Source organism: Chryseobacterium oncorhynchi (assembly GCF_002899895.1).
In the GTDB taxonomy this organism is placed as follows: Bacteria; Bacteroidota; Bacteroidia; order Flavobacteriales; family Weeksellaceae; genus Chryseobacterium; species Chryseobacterium oncorhynchi.
On sequence record NZ_PPEI02000009.1, the window covers coordinates 1 to 22,755 of the forward strand.

The window sequence follows — 22,755 nt, forward strand, 5'->3', positions numbered from 1 at the left end:
GCATGGAGAATACGATTTTATAATTAACCTAGACAAACCATCTTTTAATATGGTTAAAATTAACTCATTTAAAATCAATTAATTATAATCTGAAACAAACATTTTGTCCCATTTTTGGTTTGAAGCCTAATAATGAAGATTGCTACTGGTTATTAGATCTTATTTTTCTTCTCCAGGAATATATTGTTTATCATTCTGAGATACAAGCCTGGGAATTAATAAGAGTTAGTGATAATTCTTTTAATTTAAGTTGGTCTAATGAAAAGAGAGAAATTATTTTTGAAAATAATGATATGAATGTATCTTTTTATTTTGATTATTTAAAGATCATAAAAAAAGGAAATCTATTATGCTTACCAATAGAAGAAAGTTTATATTAATTATAAAAAAATTTGCATATGTAAGCGTAAATGCTTACTTTTGATTTATTAAAATTCCGGTGCAGGAGAATAAAGTCGCAGAGTTTTCTATTTTAAATCAAACAAATAATAAAAATTAAGATTGCCTTGATAATTTCTTTCAAGGAAATAATTGGCCTTTTCATAATTTGTAAAATTCCGGTTGCAGGAAGATAAAGTCGCAGATAGATATATGGTATATAATATTTATAAAAATTTTGAAGCATTCAAGCTTTACTATTTATTTTCTATTATGATCTTTTCATTTTTGAGTCTTTATCATCTGCTACGATTAATTCGATTTTTTCTTTCTCGAGATGATGATAGATATTTCAAACTGTTTGAGTTTATATTATCGTTTTTCTTTTTAATATTTTTTTTAATTCTTTATATATTTTTTTAACATTAATCCCTCCGGATGCAGGAGAATAAAGTCGCAGAATTGTTATGAAATACACATTAAAACCTCACAATGATCGGTTCAATTCCTTCTGGGGAATTATTTTAATTATTATTTTTTCCATTTTAATTATGGCTATTGATAAACCTAATTTTTAATCTTTATGAGTATTACTGAAATTAATTTAGAAAAGGCTCTTAAAAAAGCCGAAAAAATTAGTAGAGAGCATTCTACTAAGATCTTTGTAATAATTGGTTTTGATGAAGAAGAGGATGATTCTGAACCATGTTATCATATAGATGAAAATGGTACAACGAGAATCTGGGAAGAAGTTGAAGCTATTTATGAAAATGGAATTCTTATTAAAACCAGAGAATAGGAAATGAATTATATTATTAAACTTTTTGGATTATCTTCGTTATTCTATTCTAAGCTCCTGGGCTTTGGGGTTTCGGGTAACGAAGATATCCCCGAAAATGATTCTTTAGATATTATTTATGATGAACTTTCATCTGGGGAAGATTATTGGGGCGATTCAAGCCTACATGAAATGGAGATATTTTGTTGTAAAATGAATTTAATTTCTTATTCTAAGAGACTAGGAAAACTAAGGGAATCTTTATTTAAACCTTCAGAAAATAATTTATGAAAAGTATTGAAGATAATTTAGACATTCTTGACAAACGAAAAGTTGTTGCAGGTATCATTAAAAAGAAAAGAGAAGAAATGAAAATTTCTCAATCAAAACTTGCTGCAGCTGTTGGTTTATCAAAGAGCTCTATTTACAGAATTGAAAATGCCGCTTTTTCTCCTAATGCTGATCAATTATATTTAATTCTGACCTTTTTAAATATTAAGTTTTCATTAGATGATAAAGAACTTTAACTGATGTTTTGTGACAGTAATTATAAATTTATACTATAATGTTACATTGTTTGTTTAAAAAGGTATAAGTACGGTTTTCCGTATTTTGGTTTTTTATTCAAATAGTAGCTTTGTGATATGAATATAAACATATTACTGATTAAGTACCTTAAAGAAGGTTTGTCACAAACAGAAGTTTCTGAGGAACTTAAAAAAATAGATTTCAAACCAAATAGTGTTAGTTCGGTGGAAAAAAAATTAAAATCTTTAAGAGAAGAGTATGGTGCTAAAACTCTCTTCCATTTAGCTTGTATTTTGCATGAGCGTGATGAATTGGGAATTAAGGCAGCACCATCTCAAAAATAGGCACCGATTACTTTTAATACTAAATTTTGGCGTTCCCTTAAGGTCGGGCTTTCGTTACTCAATCTTTTTTTATTAAATAAAAAAAGGATTTCAAACATGCCACTCAATCCCTAACGCTGCCAGTGCAAATCCCTGCCTTCAGAAAATTCACCCTTTCCGCATCCTAGCTAAACCCAGGGTGAAACTTCTTCAGGAATTAATCGGACAAAACCCAAAATTTCCCTTCTGAACCCCATTGCTATTTTAAGTTTTGACTTTTATTATTGTGGATAGTCTTTTTATTGAAAAGCAATCATTTTGATGTGTCTTGTTATCTATTTTCGATGATAAAGAACTTTGCTGAACTTCTGATTGTCTTCTTTTGTCACTGAGGTTTATTTCGGTTTTCTTGGTGCAAATTTGAAATCTTATCCTGATAAAAATTTTAGCCATTTTATTTTTTGGGTATCCAATTTTGTATTGGACCCTCCACAAAAAATAAATCCAAACTCCAAGTGAACAAGTTCACCCCATTTTTAACATTAAAAGATTTCATTTTTAATTGGCACAGAAAAACGAATCCTCAGTAACGAAGCAAATCATAAGTGCAGCGTTCTTTGAAATCACCGAAAACAAACAACAATTCACAGAATTAAGTATGCTTTTAAATATAGACTTTCCATTTTCAGAGAAAACAGATTGTCCTCGAAAACAAAGCAAATTCAATTAATAATTAAATAATAAACAAATACATATTTATCATGAAAAAATTACTTATTAAAATCGTCATCGCAGGAACTTTATTAACACTTGCATATGAGATGGGCTATCGTCAACATAAGAATGAAGCTAATGGGCGTGCAAAAGAAATGATTGACAATGAAGAAATTCCAAACTACTCTATGGAAGTAGGAACACTTGATTTTATTATTAATAATAAATCTGGAGAGCTAGAAAAATCATTAAAAAACTAATCTATAAAGGGGCTGAAAGTCCCTTTATTTTAAGCTATACTATTATGAAAGGATCAAATAATTTTGAAGCTGCTATTGCCGCTTTTCTTAACGAAGAACAAAAAGTAAATGAAGAACTTGCAATAGCTTTACAGGATGAAAGTAAATCAATAGCAAAGTGCTGTGATTATATTATTCAGGAAGTCAGAAAACAAAATGTATCTGTTATGACAAATGAAGAGGTTTTCTCATTAGCTAATAAATACTATTTTTCGAAAGAAGAAACGATTATTAAGAAAGTTAATTGTAGAGTAGTTGTAACTGGAGTGCCGGGAATAGTTCCTCCAATTAAGGATAATAAGACTGAAAATAATACAAAACCTAAAAAGACAGCTAATAAACAAAGTAACGCTACACAGCTATCTATATTCGACTTAATTTCTTAATATGAGGCCAAAGACAAAATTACAGATCGCAGTTAAAGAGTTGGCAATAGAACTTCCTCCTCTGAGCGAAAAACAAAAGCAGTTTGCTATAGATAAACTGTTTCCAAAATTGTGTTATGCTACTAAAACTTCTGCATTTTGTTTAGAATGTGGATGTGAAATTTTTGTAAACGATATTGAAAAAGAAAATGTTTACTGTGCCGTTTGTAATTTGATTTTGAAAGTTGAGCGGACTAAGAAGCAAAAATTTTCTTCTGAATTGGGATTTATGAATGTTGCTTCAATTGTTAGGAATGAAAACTTTATTTTTCAAGTTATTAGATGCTTTGAATTTAGATGTTATTACCGTAAAGGGAAATTAAAAGATTTCTACAGTAGTGAAGTCACTCAAAACTGGTATACAATAAAAGGTGATCGGGTTGTTAATTCAAAATTTATAAATGGTTTTACTGGATCCTATGTTGGTAGTCTTGAAATTAGAGATCCAAACAGAAAAAAGAATGGTTATTCTAGGGATTCTGATTATGACCCCATACCTGATTTTTACCATCCTGATTCGAAATTTCTATTGGAGTTTTCAAAAATGGGAATTAAAGGTTCACTACTTAAAAAATTCAGATTTTCTACTTTGATTAAAAAACTTAAAGAATCTTCAAAAATTGAAACATTGCTTAAACATGGGTATTATGATATTATTTCTAAGTGGAACTCAAAGACAATAGAGAAGTACTGGGATACATTGAAAATCTGCTTTAGAAATAGATATCGAATTTTGGATGCCGATGTGTATAAAGATATGCTTGATGCATTATATTTTCTTGGTAAAGATCTTCGTAATACTCATTATGTTTGTCCCAAAAAGCTGATAGTGGCTCATGACTTTTATATTCATGAACAAAGCAAAATTCAAATGGGAAAAACTATTGCTGAAAATCTAAAAGTTGCAAAAGATGCAAATCCAGACTTTGTTTTACAAAAGAGAAAATACTTCAATCTTCTTTTTATTGAAAAGAATCTTCAAATCAAACCTTTGATGTCTGTAATGGAATTTTTAGAAGAGGGTGAGTTTTTAAAGCATTGTATTTTTAGAAACAAATACTATGAAAAAAAGAATAGTTTATTATTCTCTGCCAAAGTTGATAATGTAAGGGTTGAAACGGTTGAGATTTGTTTAGAAACTTTTAGAGTATTACAACACCATGGTTTGGGTCATAAGCCGAGTAAGTATAGTGAGAAGATTCTAAAATTAATAAGTAGGAATTTTATTAAAATCCAGCAAATAACTCTCGAAGATATTCCTTTAAGCATGAAGAAACTTTCTGCATGAAAATTTGCCTAAAATCAAAGAAAAGCACTGTAAAGTGCTTTTCTTTTAAAACTAATTACCATCTTCTAAAATCCATTCCTCATTACCACACCATAATTACAATATATATGAAAACTATTTCTGTCATTTTAAAAAGCAGGATTTAACCTGCTTTTGTGAAAAGTTGTATTAACACCTTTGTTCGACATTAATTATACACAAAAATATAAAACATAACATTCTGCATAAAGCATTTATACTTAAAAGTTTGCACAATTAAAATTAAAGTTTGCACAATTTTAAAATATGTAAGTTGTCATTTCTTCAGCCTACACGTTTTAAGAAAACGTTTGCCATTCATCATTCCTTTATTACATATTTTATTTTAACAACACAATTATATGATAACAGTAAATTCATTATCTGGGGGTAAAACCAGCAGTTACTTAGCATACCATTTTCCAGCTGATTTAGAGGTGTTTAGTTTAGTTTGTATAGATTCACATAACGCTGGAAAGAAACTCGATAAAAAGCTTGTACAAATGGCGAATGAAAAGCTTCAGAAATATTGTTCTCATCAGAACGAATTTGTGGCGACCTCAGAAGATCCTATTATTTTAAAAACCATATTTGATCTTGAGCAAATTTTGGGAAAAGAAATCATTTGGTTGAGGGGAATTGGTTGGGAACAAATGCTTTCAATTAAACAAGCTATACCGAATATGTCAAAAAGATTTTGTACATCAATATTAAAGATGCAACCAATTTTTGAATTTTTATTCTTGTATTATACTTTGCCTGTACAAATGCGTGTAGGTTATAGGTATGATGAAAAGGAAAGAGCTAATAAATTTACAAATTACTGGAAATATCCAACTCATTGTGAATATAGAGAAAGTTCAAATACTTGGATACATAGATGGAATGAAATGATTTGGAGAATTGGAGATTTTATTCTAATAGAGAATAAGATCTTACATAGGGAGATATTAGATTTTTGGAGTCACTTTAATATTCAATTCCCTATTGATTCTAATTGTCAGAATTGTTTTTGGAAAGATGAACAACAGCTCAGAAAAAATTTTGATACAAATCCAGAAATTATGTACTGGTCTGCTATACAAGAAGATCTATATGGCCATACCTTTAAAGAAAAATCGAGTCTTTTAGGAATTTCAAAATTGGGTTTACAGTTAGATTTTAATTTCGGAACAGGTTCTGGTTGTCAAGCTGGCTTTTGCCATGATTAACTAGTATCTAAGAACAGGTGTCCCGGATCACCTCCGGCGGATCCGTGCTCACCGGAGCAGCTGCCGTGTGGATCCTTCCCTGTTTTTAGAAATCGTTTTGTTTATCCTGGAGTTCTTTGCTGGAGAATTTTCCCTGCAGATTTCTGGCCGGTCCCGGTGTCCCGGATCACCTCCGGCAGATCCGTGCTCACCGGAGCAGCAGCCGTGTGATCCTTCCCTGCTTTTAGAAATCGTTTTGTTTATTCTGGTATTCTCAGCTGGAGAATTTTCCCTGCAGATCTCTGGCCGGTCCCGGTGTCCCGGATCACCTCCGGCGGATCCGTGCTCACCGTAGCAGCTGCCGTGTAATCCTTCCCTACTTTTAGAAATCATTTTGTTTATTCTGGTATTCTCAGCTGGAGAATTTTCCCTGCAGATCTCTGGCCGGTCCCGGTGTCCCGGATCACCTCCGGCGGATCCGTGCTCACCGGAGCAGCAGCCGTGTGATCCTTCCCTGCTTTTAGAAATCGTTTTGTTTATTCTGGTATTCTCAGATGAAGAATTTTCCCTGCAGATCTCTGGCCGGTCCCGGTGTCCCGGATCACCTCCGGCGGATCCGTGCTCACCGTAGCAGCTGGCGTGTAATCCTTCCCTACTTTTAGAAATCATTTTGTTTATTCTGGTATTCTCAGATGAAGAATTTTCCCTGCAGATCTCTGGCCGGTCCCGGTGTCCCGGATCACCTCCGGCGGATCCGTGCTCACCGGAGCAGCTGCCGTGTAATCCTTCCCTACTTTTAGAAATCATTTTGTTTATTCTGGTATTCTCAGATGAAGAATTTTCCCTGCAGATCTCTGGCCGGTCCCGGTGTCCCGGATCACCTCCGGCGGATCCGTGCTCACCGGAGCAGCAGCCGTGTGATCCTTCCCTGCTTTTAGAAATCGTTTTGTTTATTCCTGGAATTCTCAGATGAAGAATTTTCCCTGCAGATCTCTGGCCGGTTCCGGTGTCCCGGATCACCTCCGGCGGATCCGTGCTCACCAGGACTACAGCCTTTCAGATTTAATTAAATTAAAAAAAATCGTCCAGAGGACGATTTATAATAATTTTAAACTTATAGTTATCATTAGATTTCCAATAAGTTATACAAATTTATAATATTTTATATAAATGTATCGTACGATACATTTATTTTTTCAAAATTTTTGATTTATTTTTTAAATCTATTTCTATTTCAAAAGTATCTTTAAAAATGCTTATTTCATCTTCTGGGGCATTTCTACCATCCATCAATTCTAATATTTTATTTTTAATTGAATTTATTTCAATGCGTGCTTGATTGTTTAGTTTTTGTTCTCTTTCAATTATGAAATCGTCATATATAGATTTTTTTGTTTTAGCAATTAAATAAATTCCTTTGTCATCTATTTTGTTATGATTTAAAATACTTCTGCCAAATAGATTAATATAATCATACAACTGCTTTTCTTCTACTATTTGTATAGCTTTTGGTATAGCATCATATCTATCATCATGTGATTCAAAACTTACTTTTCTACCAGAAATATTTAAATTTAACATTTCCTCATATCTTTGAACTATTCCCAATTTACTTAATAATTGTGGGACAGATAATAGATATATCTCTACAGAAAAATTATTTTTTTTAAGATTTTCTATTATCGTATTTATATTTATTCCATCATTAAAAGTTGTTTCTAGGATGAAATTATAATTTTTCTCTAAACAATGTCTTCTTAGAGAAAGATTCCAATCATGTGCTGTAGTACTTGTTAGTTCTGAAAAATATTCCGGATATTTTTTCTTGATTTCAACAGAGAAAGGATGATAATTTTTTAAATTATCAACATTACATATGACTGCATTTCTTTTTAAATTAGAAAATGCAATCTTTTCAAGTTCTGTTTTTCCAGCTCCTGGTTGCGCTCCTAAAATTATTGCTTTTGGATTTGCACTTGAATCAACAAATTTAGTAAACTGTTTAATAATCTCGCTTTCTATAAAACGAAATTCATCTAAATCAATTTTGTATTGTTCTTTTAAGTTTTCAATATTATTCATTGATAAGGCTATCTAATATTTTAGAATATTCATTGATAATTTCTCGCATTTTATCTTTTGATTGAAAGATTTCTGGAGTATTTGCCAGCTCATAACTTTTATCCGATTTTTCTATATAGTCATCAATGAGTACTAAATTAGGCATTTCTTTTTTTTTCTCAGTAAAGGCCAACTTCCTATACATAATACTAACTTGTACCAATATATCGTTCGCCAGTTCTGTTAGAACATACCAACCATTTATATTATTTATATCTTTAATAGACATTTTTTCTTTTTTGTAAAATTAGTGAATTTTTCAGTTTCTTTTTGATTAAAACATAATATTGTTTAATAATGTCGGTTCTTCTATTATTATTCATTGTTTCTTTTTAATTAGAATCTTAGATACAATAATATAAAGTTAATTAGTATATAATATACAAAATAAATAGTATACTGTATACAAATAAAATACCATAATATAGTATTTTAGAATCTAAATATATAGTATCTTAGAATCGTAATATCTGTAATATTATGTAATCATAGATACCAAATATAAGGTATATAATACAATTGATAATGCTAAATAAAATGGTATATAATATACATAAAATATTGTATACTGGAAACAAAATATTTGTTACAATATAGTATATAAGATGCCAATTAGATAATATATTATATAATAAATATATATTATTTATTAAGTATACTATATACTTATTATAGTACATATAGATGCCTTATAATTTTAAAATAATCTAATCTAAGATTCTAAATAAATGGTATATAATAATCTAAATACTGTATTCTTGACTAGTATATAGAATACTTAATTAAATGTATATAGGATGTTAAAAAAAAATATTTATATACTTTATTAGGTATATTAAATACTATATATTCTTTATTTAAAAAGTATATTGTATACCAAAAAAATGGTATACTGGAAGCGTAAAAATTGTATTATGAAATATAATCCAAGATAATAAATATTTGTTATATCATATACCGAAAAGCATTACTTAAAGTTGAATAAATAAATATTTTATTAGGTATATTAAATACCTATTATTTAAAAATAAATAAGAGTATGGTATACTAAATTAAAGAGTATATTATAAACTAAATAAAATAGTATATAGTAAACTAAATAAATTTCATTTTTACTATTTATCATGATGATTATATAATAGGTATTATTAAGTATATCAGATTCTTAAAGTATATACCTGATGTTTATTTATCTAATATTTTTATTTACTTCCAGGATTATTTTTTAAGCTGACACTTATTACAATTATCACTTTTAATTTCATTGATTTTCTTTTTCTTTTTAGCAATAAAAAATCAAAGATTTTGAAGCTAATCTCCGATAGGAGAGGATTAGGCAAGACGGTATCGGACTTTATGGTCCGATACAGCTTGCTCTGCGAGGCTAAAATGCTGAAATAGAAAAACTTATGTTTTTGTGCAAACTTTACAAAAAATATAAATCACAATTTATGCAAATATTTGTAAATTTAGTGCTAGAAATCAAATAGTTAAAATTATAATTTTTATAAATGAATTCAAAATATAGAAATATTGCTCTCTACAAAGAGGATGCGGATTGGATTACAAATATTGCTAAGAATAACAAGATTAAAACGGTAGAAATATTCGCAATAATTACAAAGATTATTAAAGAGAACCAACAACTTTTATTTTCTGAAGCTCCTATTCCAATTTACGATACTGATAAGTTGACTGACGAATTTAGAAAGAAAGTAACCAAAGAGAATAATAGAATTTTAGGGTTTTATTTAGAGACTGAGAACTTGATTAAAAGGATGTATAGAGATATGCATTATCTTTTAGAATCTGATGAGAAAGAGAAGAAATTAAAACATCCGTTTTGGTCAGAATACGATTTACAAAATACAATTATGAGACGTTTTCTTTCTAAAAAATTTTCAATAAAAGATGATGATGATTTAATCAAATCTATGTTAGAAGTTTTATCCAAAAATGAAGTTGATGATTATATTTTTGCCCTGAACAGAACAAAGGCAAAGAGACTATCAAATATTAAATAATATGTATGTAGATACACATTTAATTCCGCTAAAAAAAGAAGATGATTCTAACAAAGGCAGCTGCGGTAAATTAATTGAATATTTATCAAAAGACAATGACTTTTTTTTCAATCATTCCGAAGATGATATTTCTAAAGAAAAAGCACAGGATATAATTGATAAACACTCTAAAGGTAGATTAGGCAAAGGTGAATCAAAATGGTATTCTCCGATGTATTCTTTTTCTAACGATGAATGTAAACATATTGTAAACAAATTATTCGACAAAGATTACAATAATTATTCTGATTTGTCTGATTCAGAGAAACAACAATATAATGACTATTTTATTTTTCTTGGTAGACGTTTTCAAGATCAGATGGCTTACAATTTTGAAAAATCTGATTTGGGAATCAACTCAGGTAGTGACTTAGTTTATGTCGGTGTTGTAGAACATGACAGAACCTATAAATCACATGACGAAGAGGTCAGAGTTGGTTTACGAAAAGTTGGAGAAGATAAACCAGGGTTCAATACTCATATTCATATTGTTCAATCAAGAAAAGCCAATAATGAAAAACAAAGTAAAATTTCTCCGGAGTCAAATTATAAAAGCAGGACTAAGGAGAATTTCGGTTCCAATTCTAAAAGTGGATTTGATAGAAATAATTTCTATAATTTGGTGGAAGGAACGTTTGATAATCTAACAAAATTCAAACGAAATCAACAAGATAAATTTGAGTTTAAGAAACTGTCAAAAAATATTAAAAAAGAAAATAAAAAAAATATGGCTAGTAATTTTATACCAAAAGAAGAACTTGCAAAAATTTTAGAGGATTCAAGTATTGTAGACTACTTTTTCAGCTTAGCTGACAAAGGAGTTCTTCGATATGATACGAAAAAAGGGGATGATTATATTTTTGCAAAGCATGATGATAAAACAGGTTTTCAAACAACAGGATCTATTTCAGTTAGCCCCAGGGGTTTTAGAGATTTTTCCAATGGTGATCAGGGACAGATTATAAAAGCTGTCCAAATATTTGAAAATTTAAACTGGTTGGAATCTATTCATTTTCTGAAAAACAAAAATGGATTCATAGATTATGAATACAAAAACAATAATGTATCTGTGCAGGCTACAAGTGCTAAATCGAAAACAGGAACATCAAAATCTAATGTTGAAATAATTAAAACTGAATCTGTTAGTAACAAGTATATAATTGATTACTATAAAAGTAGAGGAATTTCTGAGGAAACTATAAAAAATAACGTTAAGCAAATTGTTTATAAAAGAGATAATAAGACTTTCATATCAGGAGGTATAGATAATATTAAAGGAGGTTATAATGTAAGAGGTCATAATTTTAAATCAATCATTGGAGGAAACAATGATATTTCAATTATAAAAGGTACAACCGATAAACTGGTTATTTTTGAAGGACTTGTAGATTTCTTATCCTGGTTAGAAATAAATAAAATTTCTAAAACTGATCATACTGTTATTTTAACAAACAGTACCAGTAATTACAAATCAGTCATTGATTTTATAAATTCCAAAAACTTTAAAGACATTGATTTACTTGTAAATAAAGATGCTGCCGGAGATGATTTTACTCAAAAATTAGATTCTGCAATTGGCAATATTTTTAATGATCTAAGAGAACATTATGAATTATCTGACAAAGTAGATTTAAATGATAAATTAATTATAGATCAGGTAAAAGGTGTTTCACAAAAAGGTTTCAAAATATAGTATTAAAGGTTTGTTTTCTTTGCATTACTGATAACCATAATAAAGTTTGCACAAAATTGTTATAGTTTGCACAATTTGTAAATGACACATTATTAAATATTTGCTTTGTAAAGGCAAATATTTTTTTTTTTTATCTAAAAAATTAAACTTACAAATAACATATAAATTGGGTAACTATGAATTATGAGCTTTTAACTAAACAAGATTTTTATGCAAAAATTAACCTATTTGAGCATTATGATTTAATGCCAGAAAGTTTAAAAATAATCGCTGATAAGTATAACGAGATCTTAGAGGATTCTGATAATCAGTATAAGGATTTAGAAAAATTTCTTTTAGAAATTAATGAGATAGGGTACACATTTGATTATTACTTAGATGCAGTCCCTTATGATCTTCGCCCTATCTCAATGTCTGAACAGTTAAAACTGGAAGCTTTAATTGATAAAGAAGAGGGTATTGACAAAGTTGATTTTGTATCAGAAATGGTTGATGCAAGAATCAAAGAATTAAATCAACAGTTTGTTGATGCGCTAATAAAAGCTGATGAAAAGCTCGCTAACGAAATTCTAGATGAAGTAAACTTTCTTAATTCCTACTATAAAGGGGAAAGATTTATCGACCAGGTATATCTTTACAATAAAGAGATTGTTACTGAAATTGATTCACGTCTTAATAATCTACTAAGAGGAAAGGAAGACTTTTATATAGATTTACATTCTGAAGACGGGAATAATGTTCTTTCCTGGGCCTTGAAAGCCCTTGACGAACATACCCTTAATGAAAAGCTTATATCATACTTTAATACAGCATTTAGGCAAGAAGTTGAATCCTGGGATGCAAATGAAACTTCTGAGGATTATATCGTTTGGAAATTTGAATATGATGAAATTAAAGAGGAGCTATGCGATATATTAAATGACTATACATTCATTCCTTCTCCTATAAACATCAATCATCGAATTCAATCCGATAAGTGGGCCAGTGAACTAGATAACAGAACATCAATTAGTAATGGCCTATCAAATAATAAAGTGGCTGAATTACAGTCTAATCATTACACTTTAAGTAGGGTTATTGCAAAAAAAGAAGGTGTTCCGGCTGCTCGTTACTTGCCATCAAAAGAAAATCATCTTTACGAAAGTATATTTAGCAAGTTTGCTCATGATTCTAAACTAAAGGATTTATTACAAAAACTAAGAGATTATACTATTGAAAATGAATTTAGAAAAGGAATACAAATAGTTACTAATCTTCCTTCCTTAAGCTCTTTCTTAAACCTATATTTTGAGATAAAAGATACTCCTATGTGGGACTTTGCGGGAAAAACAGGAAAAGGAATTCTAAAAACTGTACTAGATTACCTTGAAAACCCGGTTCTAAACACCATTAAAGATTATTTTAACCTCTCAGCACCGCAAGATCCATCTTTGGCCGCTTACCGAATTGCAGATGAATCAGAATATGATGATAAAATGTCTTTATCTCAATATGAGAATAAACTTACAGAATATGAATCAACTCTTAATAAAATAATTGAAAAATTAGAGCAAGAAAATGTTTCATTAACAAAGCTTAATTCATTGAATATTTTAGATGAGTATCATGTTAAAATATTCAACAATCTAACTGACTATTTACAGAGTAATATTAATAATTTAAAACATATAAAAATCATGGAACCAAATCAATCAAAACCAGAAAAACAAATCAATGAAATAGAAGTAGGGAAGTTAGCTTCTGTTTCTCGACCGGATTTTTTCTTTAAAGGTAAAATTAAAGAATTTGATTCGGGATCAGCTACTATCGTAAATCTAAACGGAGAAGCAGAAAAATTTGCAAAAAAAGATATTTATCTTTTCTTTCCCGGACAAAAATATGACAGGAGAGAGATTGAAGATTTATTTACGAACGCACCAGGTAAACTTGACTTTTCTCAGATGTCAAAAGAAGATCTTACAAAGTTAATGAGAGGAGAACTTACGACGTCCATTTTCAATGGCACCTCTTATAAAGACAATGTTGAAAAAGAATACCAATTCAAAATTCGTACTGAATTTAATTCTGAACACAGAAAACTAGAATTAAAACCATACTTTAAACATGATCAACAAATTGACTGGTCTCAAAAAACTGTTTTCGGAAAAAATTTATCAGATGAACAAATAGATAAGCTGGTAGATGGGAAATCTATTGTCCTTAATGTTGAAAAAGAGGAAAAAAATTACAGCGTAAAGGTTCATTATGATAGTGATATCAACCAGGTCGTTTTTGATAATTTTGTAAACAAAACTGAAAAGGCGAGTAAAAACAAACTCGAATTCAAAGATAACTTTGAATATGAAGAATTTCTTCGCAATGATGTAACTATGTTTGATAATGCTTCCAAAGTAAACTTGCATCAACTCAACAAGGCCATACTCATTTTAGATCTCGCAGAATTAAATGAGTTTTTAACTGATTTTTCTATTGAAAACAGCAAGATTGATATTCTGATAAATTCTCCTGGGATTTTAAGAGGGAATGACTCAGTTGAAGTTCTGAAAGCTGGTATACTTCAGGACATTAATTCTTCTTCTGAAAAGGTAGATCTTTTTAAAGAAAAATTTAAAAGTTTTAGCCAGTCAAATGAGCAAAATGTAAATGTTAAAAACAAAATTTAAGATGGAAGATTTAATTGATAAAAAAATTCTTGAAGATAAATTGAATTTATACTATTCTAATCCAGAAGATCCGGAACCGATGTGGGACTTTAACAAACAGACTGGACAGGATGTTTTAGATTTTTGTTTAAAAACATTTAATAATGAGGATCTATTTACTGGCATTATGAAATATGTTTCTCTTACAAATAGAGAGGCTGAGCATTATCTTACGAAACCAAACATTAGTGATTTTGATATGGAGCAGCTGAGAGAAGAAGAACTATATAATGAAGAATTGGATAAATTTAATATGAAATTATCAGCTCTTCTTCAGGATAGTAAGGAAGCAGAAAAAAATCTTTCTATTTTTGAACCTGCATATTCTCTATTAGGTAAATCTGATAGTAAATATTCAGTAGTACACCAGATATATCTTTTAGTTGGGGGTGACTATAATTCTGTTAATTTATTGTATAATGATCTAAAAACAAAATTTTCAGAATTTATTCCTAAGGAATATATTGCAAGTTCTGCCAATGCTATTTCTCAAGATCTATCTGAAATGTCATCTGTAAATACTAAAATTTCTTCTAAAGTGGAAGAAATTACAGCCAAAAAAACCTTTAAAGACCAATGGGCTTATGAACAATGGCTTTTGCAGAATGATGATCTTCTGTTAAATACTGGAAAAATAGATGGACACCACATCAATAAAATGCTTTTGTCTTTGAATGCGAATGAGTATGATGATTTTAGTAAATTTTTACAAGAATTTTCAATTGAAAAAAGCAAGACCGACGCATTGTTAAATTATGTTTCAGAACATTTATTGACACCTAATTTAAAATTTTATCAAATAAAAAATGAAATTAAGGACATAGTCAACACTGATCAAAATAGAATTTTCAAATTTATGGAGAAACTTAATTCAGTCACTAAAGATGAGAAAAGCATACAGTCAATGAAAATCTAAATTAATAAAGGCGTCCTTTGTGACGTCTTTTTACAGAAGTTCTGACAAAATTATTTTATGTCACAATTATTTCTGAACTTTGTCACAAAATTAAAATATTGAAAATAATCACTTTTTATTCAGACAAAGGAGGCGTTGGAAATTCTATGCTTAATATAAGTGTTGCTGCATATTTAGCATATACATTAGATAAAAGAACTTGTATTATAGATACAGTGGGTGGTTTTAGAAATATTACCTGGAATAGAAAAGATGAAGTTGATAAATTAAAAGAGAATCCAGATAACGAAATTTCAGACTATCTTAATGTGTCAGAGTACGAGAATTTATTAACGGATCCTTTACTAGGTAGTAGAGTTCATATCTACACTATTAATGTATTCGAGAACTTCTTAGAGTTTCTAAGAGATTATAAAGACTCTTATGACTATGTATTTTTAGATCTTCGCGGGCTTTCTAAAGAAAACTTTCATTTCATAATGAAAAGCCACTATATTTTCTTGGTCTCTTCATTAGATGATTTAGATAAAGATAAACGTACGTATAATGCCTTCAATTTTGCAGTTAAGAAGAAGACGTTAAAATTTAATCTAGAAAAAATTTCAATTGTTGTTAATCATGTTCCAAAAACAGAAGATATAGATGACAAATTAAATTTACTTCAAAAGCAGAGAGACATCAATATTGTAGAACATATTATTTACGAAAGAAAAAGTTTTAGTGATTATTCAACAATTAACGGACTTATTGATGTCTCCGACGAAATCAAACAATTTTGTGGAGAAGTAGTTGAATTAATAGGGGAGGAAGTAATGTAAAAACTATATAACAATGTTAAAAAAAACAAAAAAAGGAAAAGAAGATAATGACATTCTTAAAATTTTTAATTTAGAGAATACATTCCAAGAAAAAGATGGTAGTTTTTCTGCGAAACTCAATAAATATATGTCTGAAGACAGCTACAACGAACTAATTGTAGTAAATGATAAATATAAAGATTTAAAGACTGAAAATATTCAAAATCGAATTACTGAAAAATCAAAAACAATAAGGCTGAAAGAAGAAAGTCATGATAAGTTGTCCGAATTGCATAAAATTCTCACAGAATCTGGGTTAAAAATACCAATCACAGTACTTGCTGATTTTCTTATTTTAAAAGCTTTACATCAAATTAAAGAATAAAAATATAAGCCATGTATATAGAATTATTAGGAAGGAAAATTTTAAGTTTAGTTACTCCGTATAAAAGAGTATTCTTTTCTATCCAAGATGAAGAATTTGAAAGGGTTATTACGCTTCCATCAATTAAATCAGCTTCATACTTCATTTCATCCGGAGATATTCTCTATATTGATTCAATAGATGATTTGGAAAAATTATGTTGGATAGATTATGACCTTGTAAATAGCCGGGATAAACACAATATTAGGCACAACGAAGACTTTTTAAAGTTTAAAGACATTGTTAAATCCTCTTTGTCGAAAAATGACAGTTTTAAAATTGTAGTAGGTTCTAAAATCATAATGTCAAATGTTTTACATTTAGCATGCAGCATTATACATGAGGATACGATTAGTTCTAATAATGGGGGATCCATTGTTCCGTTAAACAATAAATTAGAAGCTACAATATGAGCAAAAGAGATTTATATGACGATAGTGTTTTTGATGTTAATTCAATCGAGGATATCTTAAACGAAAAATCAATGACTATCCTGGCCAATCAGGAAGATAGTATATTATTTGAATTTGGAAACGATTTTTTTAAATACGACCTTCAGGAAAAAACCATGCTCCAGTATCCGGATTTTATATCTCTGAAAAATAATGTAAATTATAACGATTGTTCCCTTACGGATTATGGTTTCGCAATGGCTGATAGCATAAATAATAGTGAAGATCTTGAACTTCTTAAATACTTTGATCTGAAAGACAGAGAAAATTATATTAAAGAAGAACTTCACGGAGGTATTTTTACTATTCCAGCTAAAATTTCCGATAGGATAAATAAAAACAAAAATAATTTCAAAGATTTACCCGGAAAGACAAAAGAGCTAGATAGTATTACTTCTATGTCAAATGCTTTTGTAGACACCTTGGCGCTGCTATTTTGCTATTATAAGTCAATAAAATTAAAAATGACTAAAGAAAAGCTGGTAGAAGGTGTACTTCAGAAATACAACCAAAAAAATTTATATTCAATAATTCAAAATAAAGATCTTTTATACGAAGTTCCAGAATTAAAAAATGTTGTGCAGAAATGCAATGATTTTTTAGTAAAAGTAGAAGTTGATAAAGGTTTCTCCACTCTTCAAGAAAAATTGGATGCCGTCAAAGACCTTGCTGATCATGCCTTTTCATTAGGAGATCCGGAAATACTAGAAACCTGTAAAAAGGTAGCAGAAACTGAAATATTTAAAAATAATATTTCAAATGTCAAAGAGAAATTAGAAGTTATCTCTGATCAACTTGCTAATGATTTGCCACAACTAAATCAAAAGCTGACTGATAATATATCGGAAAATCTAAAATCAATGAATGATATCCATAAAGAAGGTTTTACGAAATTATTTAGTGAAACGCTCAATCTTAATCCACAAAATAGAGAAGATAAACTAGAATTTCTAATTGCTAATAATTTTCTTGCTCGTGCTTTAGTTAAAGATACTTCAGATGAATATGATTTCTCGATAGTTGATTACATTTCATCTGCATTCCCAGATCATATTAATGGAGATTTTGATAAATCATTTATGAAATATATTTCTGATTCTAAAGAACTTGATACCGTAAGATATGGAAATGTTAAATATCTTGTAGAACAAATTTGTGAAAATGTATTAGGCGTTAAAGAGGAAAAAGAAATTAAATTTACTATCACAAACTCATAAAATGAATCTAGGATTAATAATTGGACTAGGGATAGCTTTTTTTATCGGCTATATAATTTTTCAAGTAGTCACGCATAAAGGTAAATTACAAATGCATTCTACTAATGATAATAGGGAAGATCTTGAACTTATTGCTAGGAACAGGGAAATGGAACTCATTAGTAATACTAAGCGTGTTCAAAGTATTGCGGAAAAAAATAATCTATTTAAGCGCTCATTCATTAATAAATTTGGAGAAGATGCACTAAATTACAGTCCTGATCAACCGGAATGGTCGGCAAAAAGTATTCCTGATGAAAAAGTTTCACCTGGTGAAGTTTTTTCTTTTGAAGAAAATCTTTTCTCTAATGAATCTGAAATAAATGGACTTCCGGAAAACGAATTAGCAGAGTTTACCAAACTTGCAGGACTCACAGAAGAGTTAGGCTCAATGGCTCTAAATGATATTTCAATAACCTCAATAGAAAAGAATACGATGAATAAAGAACATAAATTAGAGGATAATTACACTGAATCACAATTATTCGAAATAGACTGCCTTTACAATACTTTCAAAGCATTCTACAATTAATTACTTTATGTAATATATAAATGTGTTTTTGGGGATTTCTTCCGTCACTATATGAGGATTAAGAAAATATAGAACTTCTAAATTTACTTTGTTTATTGAGGCAAAACTCCTAAAAGTAGTTGTTTGTTTTAAAGTCACTTCTCTTACCTCAGAATAGTTATATTTCAATCTTGGTAAATATGAATAATAGATACCATACATTTTTCCAATAAATCTTACTGCGTGGAAACTTGGAGCATAAGCTCTGGTTTCTGCAGGTAAGAATTTTCTTACTTTCCAGTAGTTTTTTGAACCTGCAGCTTTAATAGCTTTCAATACTCTTCCTTCTCCGGAATTATAAGCTGAAAGAACCAGGTTCCAATCACCAAATATTTTAAATAGCTGCTTTAAATATCTACAGGCACTGTCAGTTGACATCAACGGATCATAGAATAAATTAACCTTATTGCTTTTAGCTAATCCATACTGTTTTCCTGTTAACGGCATAAATTGCCATAGTCCCGAAGCTCCTGCCCAGGATCCGGCTACCGGATTTAGATTGCTTTCGACAATTGGTAAATACTTTAGGTCTAATGGAAGATTGTACTCTTTTAGTTTTGCTTCAAAAAGTGGTTCGTAAAAGTTTAATAATCCATACGTTTTCGGGAGCCATGAATAAGAGGTGTACTTTGAGATGTAATCATCAATGATATCATTGTACTCGATAATAACATCAGAATTACTATTTGAAAATTCAAAGTTATCTCTAATCTGAACACGTGTTACTTTAATTTCTGATTCAGAAAGTTTATATCCTTTTATAGTTTTTATCCATTTAGCATCACTCTCGTAATCTATAAATGAGAGACTGTCTTTAATGTCTGTTTTTACCATTTTAAGTTTTTGAGAACATACGGTAAGCGAGATAAGTAAGGCGGTAATTGTAATAATTTGTTTAAGCATTATTTGATCAATTATTTTTTAGAATATCATTATTTAAAAAATTAAATTACTAACTTTGTCACAGAACAAAATTAATAATTATAACTTTGTTACAAAAGCATTATTTTTTTTAAATTGCTTGTAGTAATAATACTAATGCTATGATTGAGAATAATTACGATAAAGAAACATATAAAAAAATGAGTCTTGTACTAGTCTCATTTACTCTCTTTCTTTGGATATATATGTCCTATGTGACATACTATTCTGTATTTCGAAAGTTTTATTCACATCCTGTACTGAATGATATAATTATTAGACTTCAATCTGATAAGCCTAATCCAATTATATCTATGGGGGTAGTAATTTTACTATATCTATCCGCCTTTCTTACTTTCAGTCCTACAAAGACTATTGCTAAAGAAAAAAAGGAAATTGTTGGATTAATTGGATTTTCTTCTCTCTTCCTGTTTTTTGGTTTGGCTGTCTTTCAATATTTTAAGGATTTAGGCTTTTTAGGAGTCATTTTTAATGCTATTTTCTTTTTTGGATTCTATTTTACTCTTCTTGAGTATCGTAAAAAAGTAGCAGAGGATCTTAAGAAAGATAGAAGAAATATTGTTGAAAGTCAGTTTGATCAAAAAAGAGAGAAGATTGAGACTCCATATTCTGTTAACATCCCTTACCAGTATCAATACAATGGAGCCCTTCACAAATCTTACATAAATATTGTTAACCCTTTTCGAGCGACTTTAGTAGGAGGTACACCAGGTTCTGGTAAATCGTATGCGACAATCGAAGAAATGTTACGTCAATTTACAAAAAAAGGTTTCACTGGTGTTGTCTATGATTTTAAATTCCCAACACTCAGTAGGAAACAATACAATTATACCACCTGGTACCAAAATAATTATAAGATCAAACCCAGTGTCTATTTTGTCAATTTTGACGATCCGGAATATTGTCATCGCTGTAATCCCATATTGTCAGATAGTTTAGAAACAATTGCTGATGCAGAAGAAAATACCAAGGTATTAATGTTGAACATTAATAAAACATGGGTAGAAAAAGAAGGTGATTTCTTTACCGATTCAGCAAATGTTTTTGCGGCAATGTTAATGTGGTACTTAAAGATCTTAACAAAAAAATATGACTATGACGTGTGCTCTATACCTCATTTAGTTGCGCTTTCAACATTAGAAAGTACTGAAATTTTGTTCCTGATCCTTAAAGAATATAATGAGTTAAAGCCAAAAATGAAACCGTTTTCAGAGGCTTTAGAAAAAGGAGCATTAGAACAATTAGCGGGTCAGGTTGCTTCTGCAGGTGTTGCACTATCTAAAATCTCCTCTTTGGAAATGAATTACATTTTAACAGGAGACGATTTTTCTTTTGATCTGAATGATCCATATGCCCCTAAAATTGTTTGTTTGGGAAATAACCCGGATAGACAATTAACCTATTCAGCTCCAATTGGATTAATCCTAACAAAGTTGGCAAAGACACTCAACAAACAAGGAATGGATCCTTCTATGTATGTAGTTGATGAATTTCCTACAGTATATGTTAGAGGGATTGATAATTTAATAGCTACCGGAAGGAGTAATAAAATAGCAACCGTTTTAGGTTTTCAATCCTTTGCCCAAATTATTGTGAACTACGGAAAAGAAATATCAGATCAAATGCTGAGAATTTGCGGTACAAGAATAATGGGACAGATGATGGATGATGACGCAAAGATTATTTCAGAAAACATTGGAAAACAAAAGATTCTAAATATAAGTAACACTCTATCAGCAAACGATATTTCAATTGGAAATCAAACATCAATGGAAGACATCGTTCCATTGAGTACAATCTCTCAGTTCTCCCAAGGAACATTCTGCGGAGTAATTGCTGATGATTTTAGTAATAAAAATGATAACAAAATTTTTATGGGAGAACTTCTTCCACCTTTAGATTTAAAGGCAAGAGAAGAGGATCTTCCGCTTCCCAAGATTTATGACATGACTCCTGATAATTTACAGGAACAGATTAATGCTTATAATTTAGGGAATGAGGCAGAGTTAAATGCTATTGGAGATGTATTAATCACCAAAAATATCAATGATTGGTTATTAATTCTAAAAGATACCACCACTGAAAGAAATTTTTATGAGCTTTTTATTCATGAAAACAATTTTGAATACACCGTTTTTAAACAAATTCTCGAAGATCTTCTTTTCAGATCAAACCTTAAAGACTTTTTAGCAGCGCTACTAAATTCAGCAAAAAGTAAACAGTCAAAAGACAATGTTTTACAGCGCATTTTAACGTCAGAGGAAGTAGATATTTTGATTCAAAAAATGATACGATCGGGTATTTGTTATAGACACAAGCAAGAAATTTTACAGGCACATAATGATAATATCTACAATGATATATACAGAGTCGTTGCACTTGAAGTTCAAGATCTGAAAATTGATGAAGAAATATATAAGGATAAACAACTGAAAGCATTAGCCATAAAATTCTTTGAAAAGATAGCTACCTCTGATCGATTCAACGATGAAATCATAAGAAGTCAATATCAAAAAATAACAGAAAAATTAAGAAAATAAAATTCAAGTTAAATCAATTTAAAAATTAAAATTTATGAAAAAGAAAATTTCAATTTCGTTTTTTGCGGTACTTTCTTCAGTACTAACATTTGCTCAATCAGGCTCAGTTTCTTCTATTCTGCAGAACCAAACTTCTGAAGTGAAAAGTTCTGTTACTACAATCAGTTCCTGGGTAATGGCCATTATGGGATTGGCTGCTTTGGTACAAGCAATTCTAATTTTTACTTCATCACAAGGAACCGGGGAAGAGAAAATAAAGAAAGCGGGGACATGGATATTCATGGTGGCCTTCTGTGCATTAGGTTTTGTGATTGTAAAAGCTTTATTCCCTAATTAA

23 protein-coding genes are annotated in these 22,755 nt (G+C 29.8%); 20 read left to right on the forward strand and 3 right to left on the reverse strand.

Annotation, left to right across the window (positions count from 1 at the left end; translation table 11 throughout):
- The first annotated feature begins 119 nt into the window (after positions 1–119).
- The 9 genes from C1638_RS22775 (at position 120) to C1638_RS20530 (ending at position 5,962) form a co-directional block, all read left to right on the forward strand.
- Complete coding sequence (locus C1638_RS22775; protein ID WP_109623794.1) at positions 120–380, forward strand: DUF6876 family protein; 261 nt, start codon at positions 120–122, stop codon at positions 378–380.
- Between the two features lie 581 nt (positions 381–961).
- Positions 962–1,177: a hypothetical protein gene (locus tag C1638_RS20495; protein ID WP_109623795.1), complete on the forward strand. Its 216-nt coding sequence runs from the start codon at positions 962–964 to the stop codon at positions 1,175–1,177.
- 3 nt (positions 1,178–1,180) lie between these two features.
- The gene (locus C1638_RS20500) at positions 1,181–1,447 is read left to right on the forward strand and encodes a hypothetical protein (protein WP_109623796.1); all 267 of its coding nucleotides are present in this window, start codon (positions 1,181–1,183) and stop codon (positions 1,445–1,447) included.
- Entirely contained in the window at positions 1,444–1,683 is a 240-nt protein-coding gene (locus C1638_RS20505) for a helix-turn-helix domain-containing protein (protein ID WP_109623797.1), read from the forward strand. Before C1638_RS20500 ends, C1638_RS20505 begins: the two co-directional genes overlap by 4 nt.
- Positions 1,684–1,800: 117 nt before the next feature.
- On the forward strand, positions 1,801–2,028 hold the full coding sequence (locus C1638_RS20510) for a hypothetical protein (RefSeq protein WP_109623798.1): 228 nt from the start codon (positions 1,801–1,803) through the stop codon (positions 2,026–2,028).
- Positions 2,029–2,768: 740 nt separating this feature from the next.
- Entirely contained in the window at positions 2,769–2,981 is a 213-nt protein-coding gene (locus tag C1638_RS20515; protein WP_109623799.1) for a hypothetical protein, read from the forward strand.
- A 44-nt stretch (positions 2,982–3,025) separates the two neighbouring features.
- Entirely contained in the window at positions 3,026–3,406 is a 381-nt protein-coding gene (locus C1638_RS20520; protein ID WP_109623800.1) for a Cas9 inhibitor AcrIIA9 family protein, read from the forward strand.
- A gap of 1 nt (position 3,407) precedes the next feature.
- Positions 3,408–4,733: a PcfJ domain-containing protein gene (locus C1638_RS20525; RefSeq protein ID WP_109623801.1), complete on the forward strand. Its 1,326-nt coding sequence runs from the start codon at positions 3,408–3,410 to the stop codon at positions 4,731–4,733.
- Between the two features lie 380 nt (positions 4,734–5,113).
- Positions 5,114–5,962 carry a hypothetical protein gene (locus C1638_RS20530; RefSeq protein WP_109623802.1) on the forward strand — a complete coding sequence of 283 codons (849 nt, stop codon included), beginning with the start codon at positions 5,114–5,116 and terminating at the stop codon, positions 5,960–5,962.
- Between the two features lie 1,167 nt (positions 5,963–7,129).
- Here C1638_RS20530 and C1638_RS20540 read toward each other — a convergent pair.
- On the reverse strand, positions 7,130–8,023 hold the full coding sequence (locus C1638_RS20540; protein WP_109623804.1) for a zeta toxin family protein: 894 nt from the start codon (positions 8,021–8,023) through the stop codon (positions 7,130–7,132).
- On the reverse strand, positions 8,016–8,291 hold the full coding sequence (locus C1638_RS20545) for a hypothetical protein (protein WP_109623805.1): 276 nt from the start codon (positions 8,289–8,291) through the stop codon (positions 8,016–8,018). Before C1638_RS20545 ends, C1638_RS20540 begins: the two co-directional genes overlap by 8 nt.
- 1,282 nt (positions 8,292–9,573) lie before the next feature.
- Between C1638_RS20545 and C1638_RS20550 the strand changes: the two genes are divergently transcribed.
- The 9 genes from C1638_RS20550 (at position 9,574) to C1638_RS20590 (ending at position 18,897) form a co-directional block, all read left to right on the forward strand.
- On the forward strand, positions 9,574–10,086 hold the full coding sequence (locus C1638_RS20550; RefSeq protein WP_109623806.1) for a hypothetical protein: 513 nt from the start codon (positions 9,574–9,576) through the stop codon (positions 10,084–10,086).
- Position 10,087: 1 nt separating this feature from the next.
- Entirely contained in the window at positions 10,088–11,818 is a 1,731-nt protein-coding gene (locus C1638_RS20555) for a DUF5712 family protein (protein WP_109623807.1), read from the forward strand.
- Positions 11,819–11,994: 176 nt separating this feature from the next.
- Positions 11,995–14,481 carry a hypothetical protein gene (locus C1638_RS20560; RefSeq protein WP_109623808.1) on the forward strand — a complete coding sequence of 829 codons (2,487 nt, stop codon included), beginning with the start codon at positions 11,995–11,997 and terminating at the stop codon, positions 14,479–14,481.
- Positions 14,462–15,436 (forward strand): hypothetical protein, encoded by a 975-nt coding sequence (locus tag C1638_RS20565; protein ID WP_109623809.1) that lies wholly within the window; start codon positions 14,462–14,464, stop codon positions 15,434–15,436. The genes C1638_RS20560 and C1638_RS20565 overlap by 20 nt, the downstream gene beginning before the upstream one ends.
- A 98-nt stretch (positions 15,437–15,534) precedes the next feature.
- The gene (locus C1638_RS20570) at positions 15,535–16,254 is read left to right on the forward strand and encodes a CpaE/TadZ family protein (protein ID WP_109623810.1); all 720 of its coding nucleotides are present in this window, start codon (positions 15,535–15,537) and stop codon (positions 16,252–16,254) included.
- A gap of 13 nt (positions 16,255–16,267) precedes the next feature.
- Positions 16,268–16,618 (forward strand): hypothetical protein, encoded by a 351-nt coding sequence (locus C1638_RS20575; RefSeq protein ID WP_109623811.1) that lies wholly within the window; start codon positions 16,268–16,270, stop codon positions 16,616–16,618.
- Positions 16,619–16,629: 11 nt separating this feature from the next.
- Complete coding sequence (locus C1638_RS20580; RefSeq protein ID WP_109623812.1) at positions 16,630–17,070, forward strand: hypothetical protein; 441 nt, start codon at positions 16,630–16,632, stop codon at positions 17,068–17,070.
- Positions 17,067–18,326: a hypothetical protein gene (locus tag C1638_RS20585; protein ID WP_109623813.1), complete on the forward strand. Its 1,260-nt coding sequence runs from the start codon at positions 17,067–17,069 to the stop codon at positions 18,324–18,326. The genes C1638_RS20580 and C1638_RS20585 overlap by 4 nt, the downstream gene beginning before the upstream one ends.
- Position 18,327: 1 nt before the next feature.
- Positions 18,328–18,897 carry a hypothetical protein gene (locus C1638_RS20590; RefSeq protein WP_109623814.1) on the forward strand — a complete coding sequence of 190 codons (570 nt, stop codon included), beginning with the start codon at positions 18,328–18,330 and terminating at the stop codon, positions 18,895–18,897.
- Here C1638_RS20590 and C1638_RS20595 read toward each other — a convergent pair whose 3' ends face one another.
- Positions 18,898–19,839 carry a lytic transglycosylase domain-containing protein gene (locus C1638_RS20595; RefSeq protein ID WP_109623815.1) on the reverse strand — a complete coding sequence of 314 codons (942 nt, stop codon included), beginning with the start codon at positions 19,837–19,839 and terminating at the stop codon, positions 18,898–18,900.
- A 140-nt stretch (positions 19,840–19,979) separates the two neighbouring features.
- Between C1638_RS20595 and C1638_RS20600 the strand changes: the two genes are divergently transcribed.
- Both C1638_RS20600 and C1638_RS20605 read left to right on the forward strand, forming a co-directional pair.
- Entirely contained in the window at positions 19,980–22,418 is a 2,439-nt protein-coding gene (locus C1638_RS20600; RefSeq protein WP_109623816.1) for a type IV secretion system DNA-binding domain-containing protein, read from the forward strand.
- Positions 22,419–22,452: 34 nt separating this feature from the next.
- Positions 22,453–22,755 (forward strand): DUF4134 family protein, encoded by a 303-nt coding sequence (locus C1638_RS20605; RefSeq protein ID WP_109623817.1) that lies wholly within the window; start codon positions 22,453–22,455, stop codon positions 22,753–22,755.

Excerpts from the sequence above, each read along its gene's own strand:
- C1638_RS20550 (WP_109623806.1), top strand. The coding sequence starts at position 9,574 with ATGAATTCAAAATATAGAAATATTGCTCTCTACAAAGAGGATGCGGAT.
- C1638_RS20510 (WP_109623798.1), top strand. The coding sequence starts at position 1,801 with ATGAATATAAACATATTACTGATTAAGTACCTTAAAGAAGGTTTGTCA.
- C1638_RS20600 (WP_109623816.1), top strand. The coding sequence starts at position 19,980 with ATGATTGAGAATAATTACGATAAAGAAACATATAAAAAAATGAGTCTT.
- C1638_RS20525 (WP_109623801.1), top strand. The coding sequence starts at position 3,408 with ATGAGGCCAAAGACAAAATTACAGATCGCAGTTAAAGAGTTGGCAATA.
- C1638_RS20520 (WP_109623800.1), top strand. The coding sequence starts at position 3,026 with ATGAAAGGATCAAATAATTTTGAAGCTGCTATTGCCGCTTTTCTTAAC.
- C1638_RS20500 (WP_109623796.1), top strand. The coding sequence starts at position 1,181 with ATGAATTATATTATTAAACTTTTTGGATTATCTTCGTTATTCTATTCT.
- C1638_RS20605 (WP_109623817.1), top strand. The coding sequence starts at position 22,453 with ATGAAAAAGAAAATTTCAATTTCGTTTTTTGCGGTACTTTCTTCAGTA.
- C1638_RS20595 (WP_109623815.1), bottom strand. The coding sequence starts at position 19,839 with ATGCTTAAACAAATTATTACAATTACCGCCTTACTTATCTCGCTTACC.
- C1638_RS20505 (WP_109623797.1), top strand. The coding sequence starts at position 1,444 with ATGAAAAGTATTGAAGATAATTTAGACATTCTTGACAAACGAAAAGTT.
- C1638_RS20580 (WP_109623812.1), top strand. The coding sequence starts at position 16,630 with ATGTATATAGAATTATTAGGAAGGAAAATTTTAAGTTTAGTTACTCCG.
- C1638_RS20565 (WP_109623809.1), top strand. The coding sequence starts at position 14,462 with ATGTTAAAAACAAAATTTAAGATGGAAGATTTAATTGATAAAAAAATT.
- C1638_RS20590 (WP_109623814.1), top strand. The coding sequence starts at position 18,328 with ATGAATCTAGGATTAATAATTGGACTAGGGATAGCTTTTTTTATCGGC.
- C1638_RS20560 (WP_109623808.1), top strand. The coding sequence starts at position 11,995 with ATGAATTATGAGCTTTTAACTAAACAAGATTTTTATGCAAAAATTAAC.
- C1638_RS20530 (WP_109623802.1), top strand. The coding sequence starts at position 5,114 with ATGATAACAGTAAATTCATTATCTGGGGGTAAAACCAGCAGTTACTTA.
- C1638_RS20575 (WP_109623811.1), top strand. The coding sequence starts at position 16,268 with ATGTTAAAAAAAACAAAAAAAGGAAAAGAAGATAATGACATTCTTAAA.
- C1638_RS20555 (WP_109623807.1), top strand. The coding sequence starts at position 10,088 with ATGTATGTAGATACACATTTAATTCCGCTAAAAAAAGAAGATGATTCT.
- C1638_RS20515 (WP_109623799.1), top strand. The coding sequence starts at position 2,769 with ATGAAAAAATTACTTATTAAAATCGTCATCGCAGGAACTTTATTAACA.
- C1638_RS20545 (WP_109623805.1), bottom strand. The coding sequence starts at position 8,291 with ATGTCTATTAAAGATATAAATAATATAAATGGTTGGTATGTTCTAACA.
- C1638_RS20495 (WP_109623795.1), top strand. The coding sequence starts at position 962 with ATGAGTATTACTGAAATTAATTTAGAAAAGGCTCTTAAAAAAGCCGAA.
- C1638_RS20585 (WP_109623813.1), top strand. The coding sequence starts at position 17,067 with ATGAGCAAAAGAGATTTATATGACGATAGTGTTTTTGATGTTAATTCA.
- C1638_RS20540 (WP_109623804.1), bottom strand. The coding sequence starts at position 8,023 with ATGAATAATATTGAAAACTTAAAAGAACAATACAAAATTGATTTAGAT.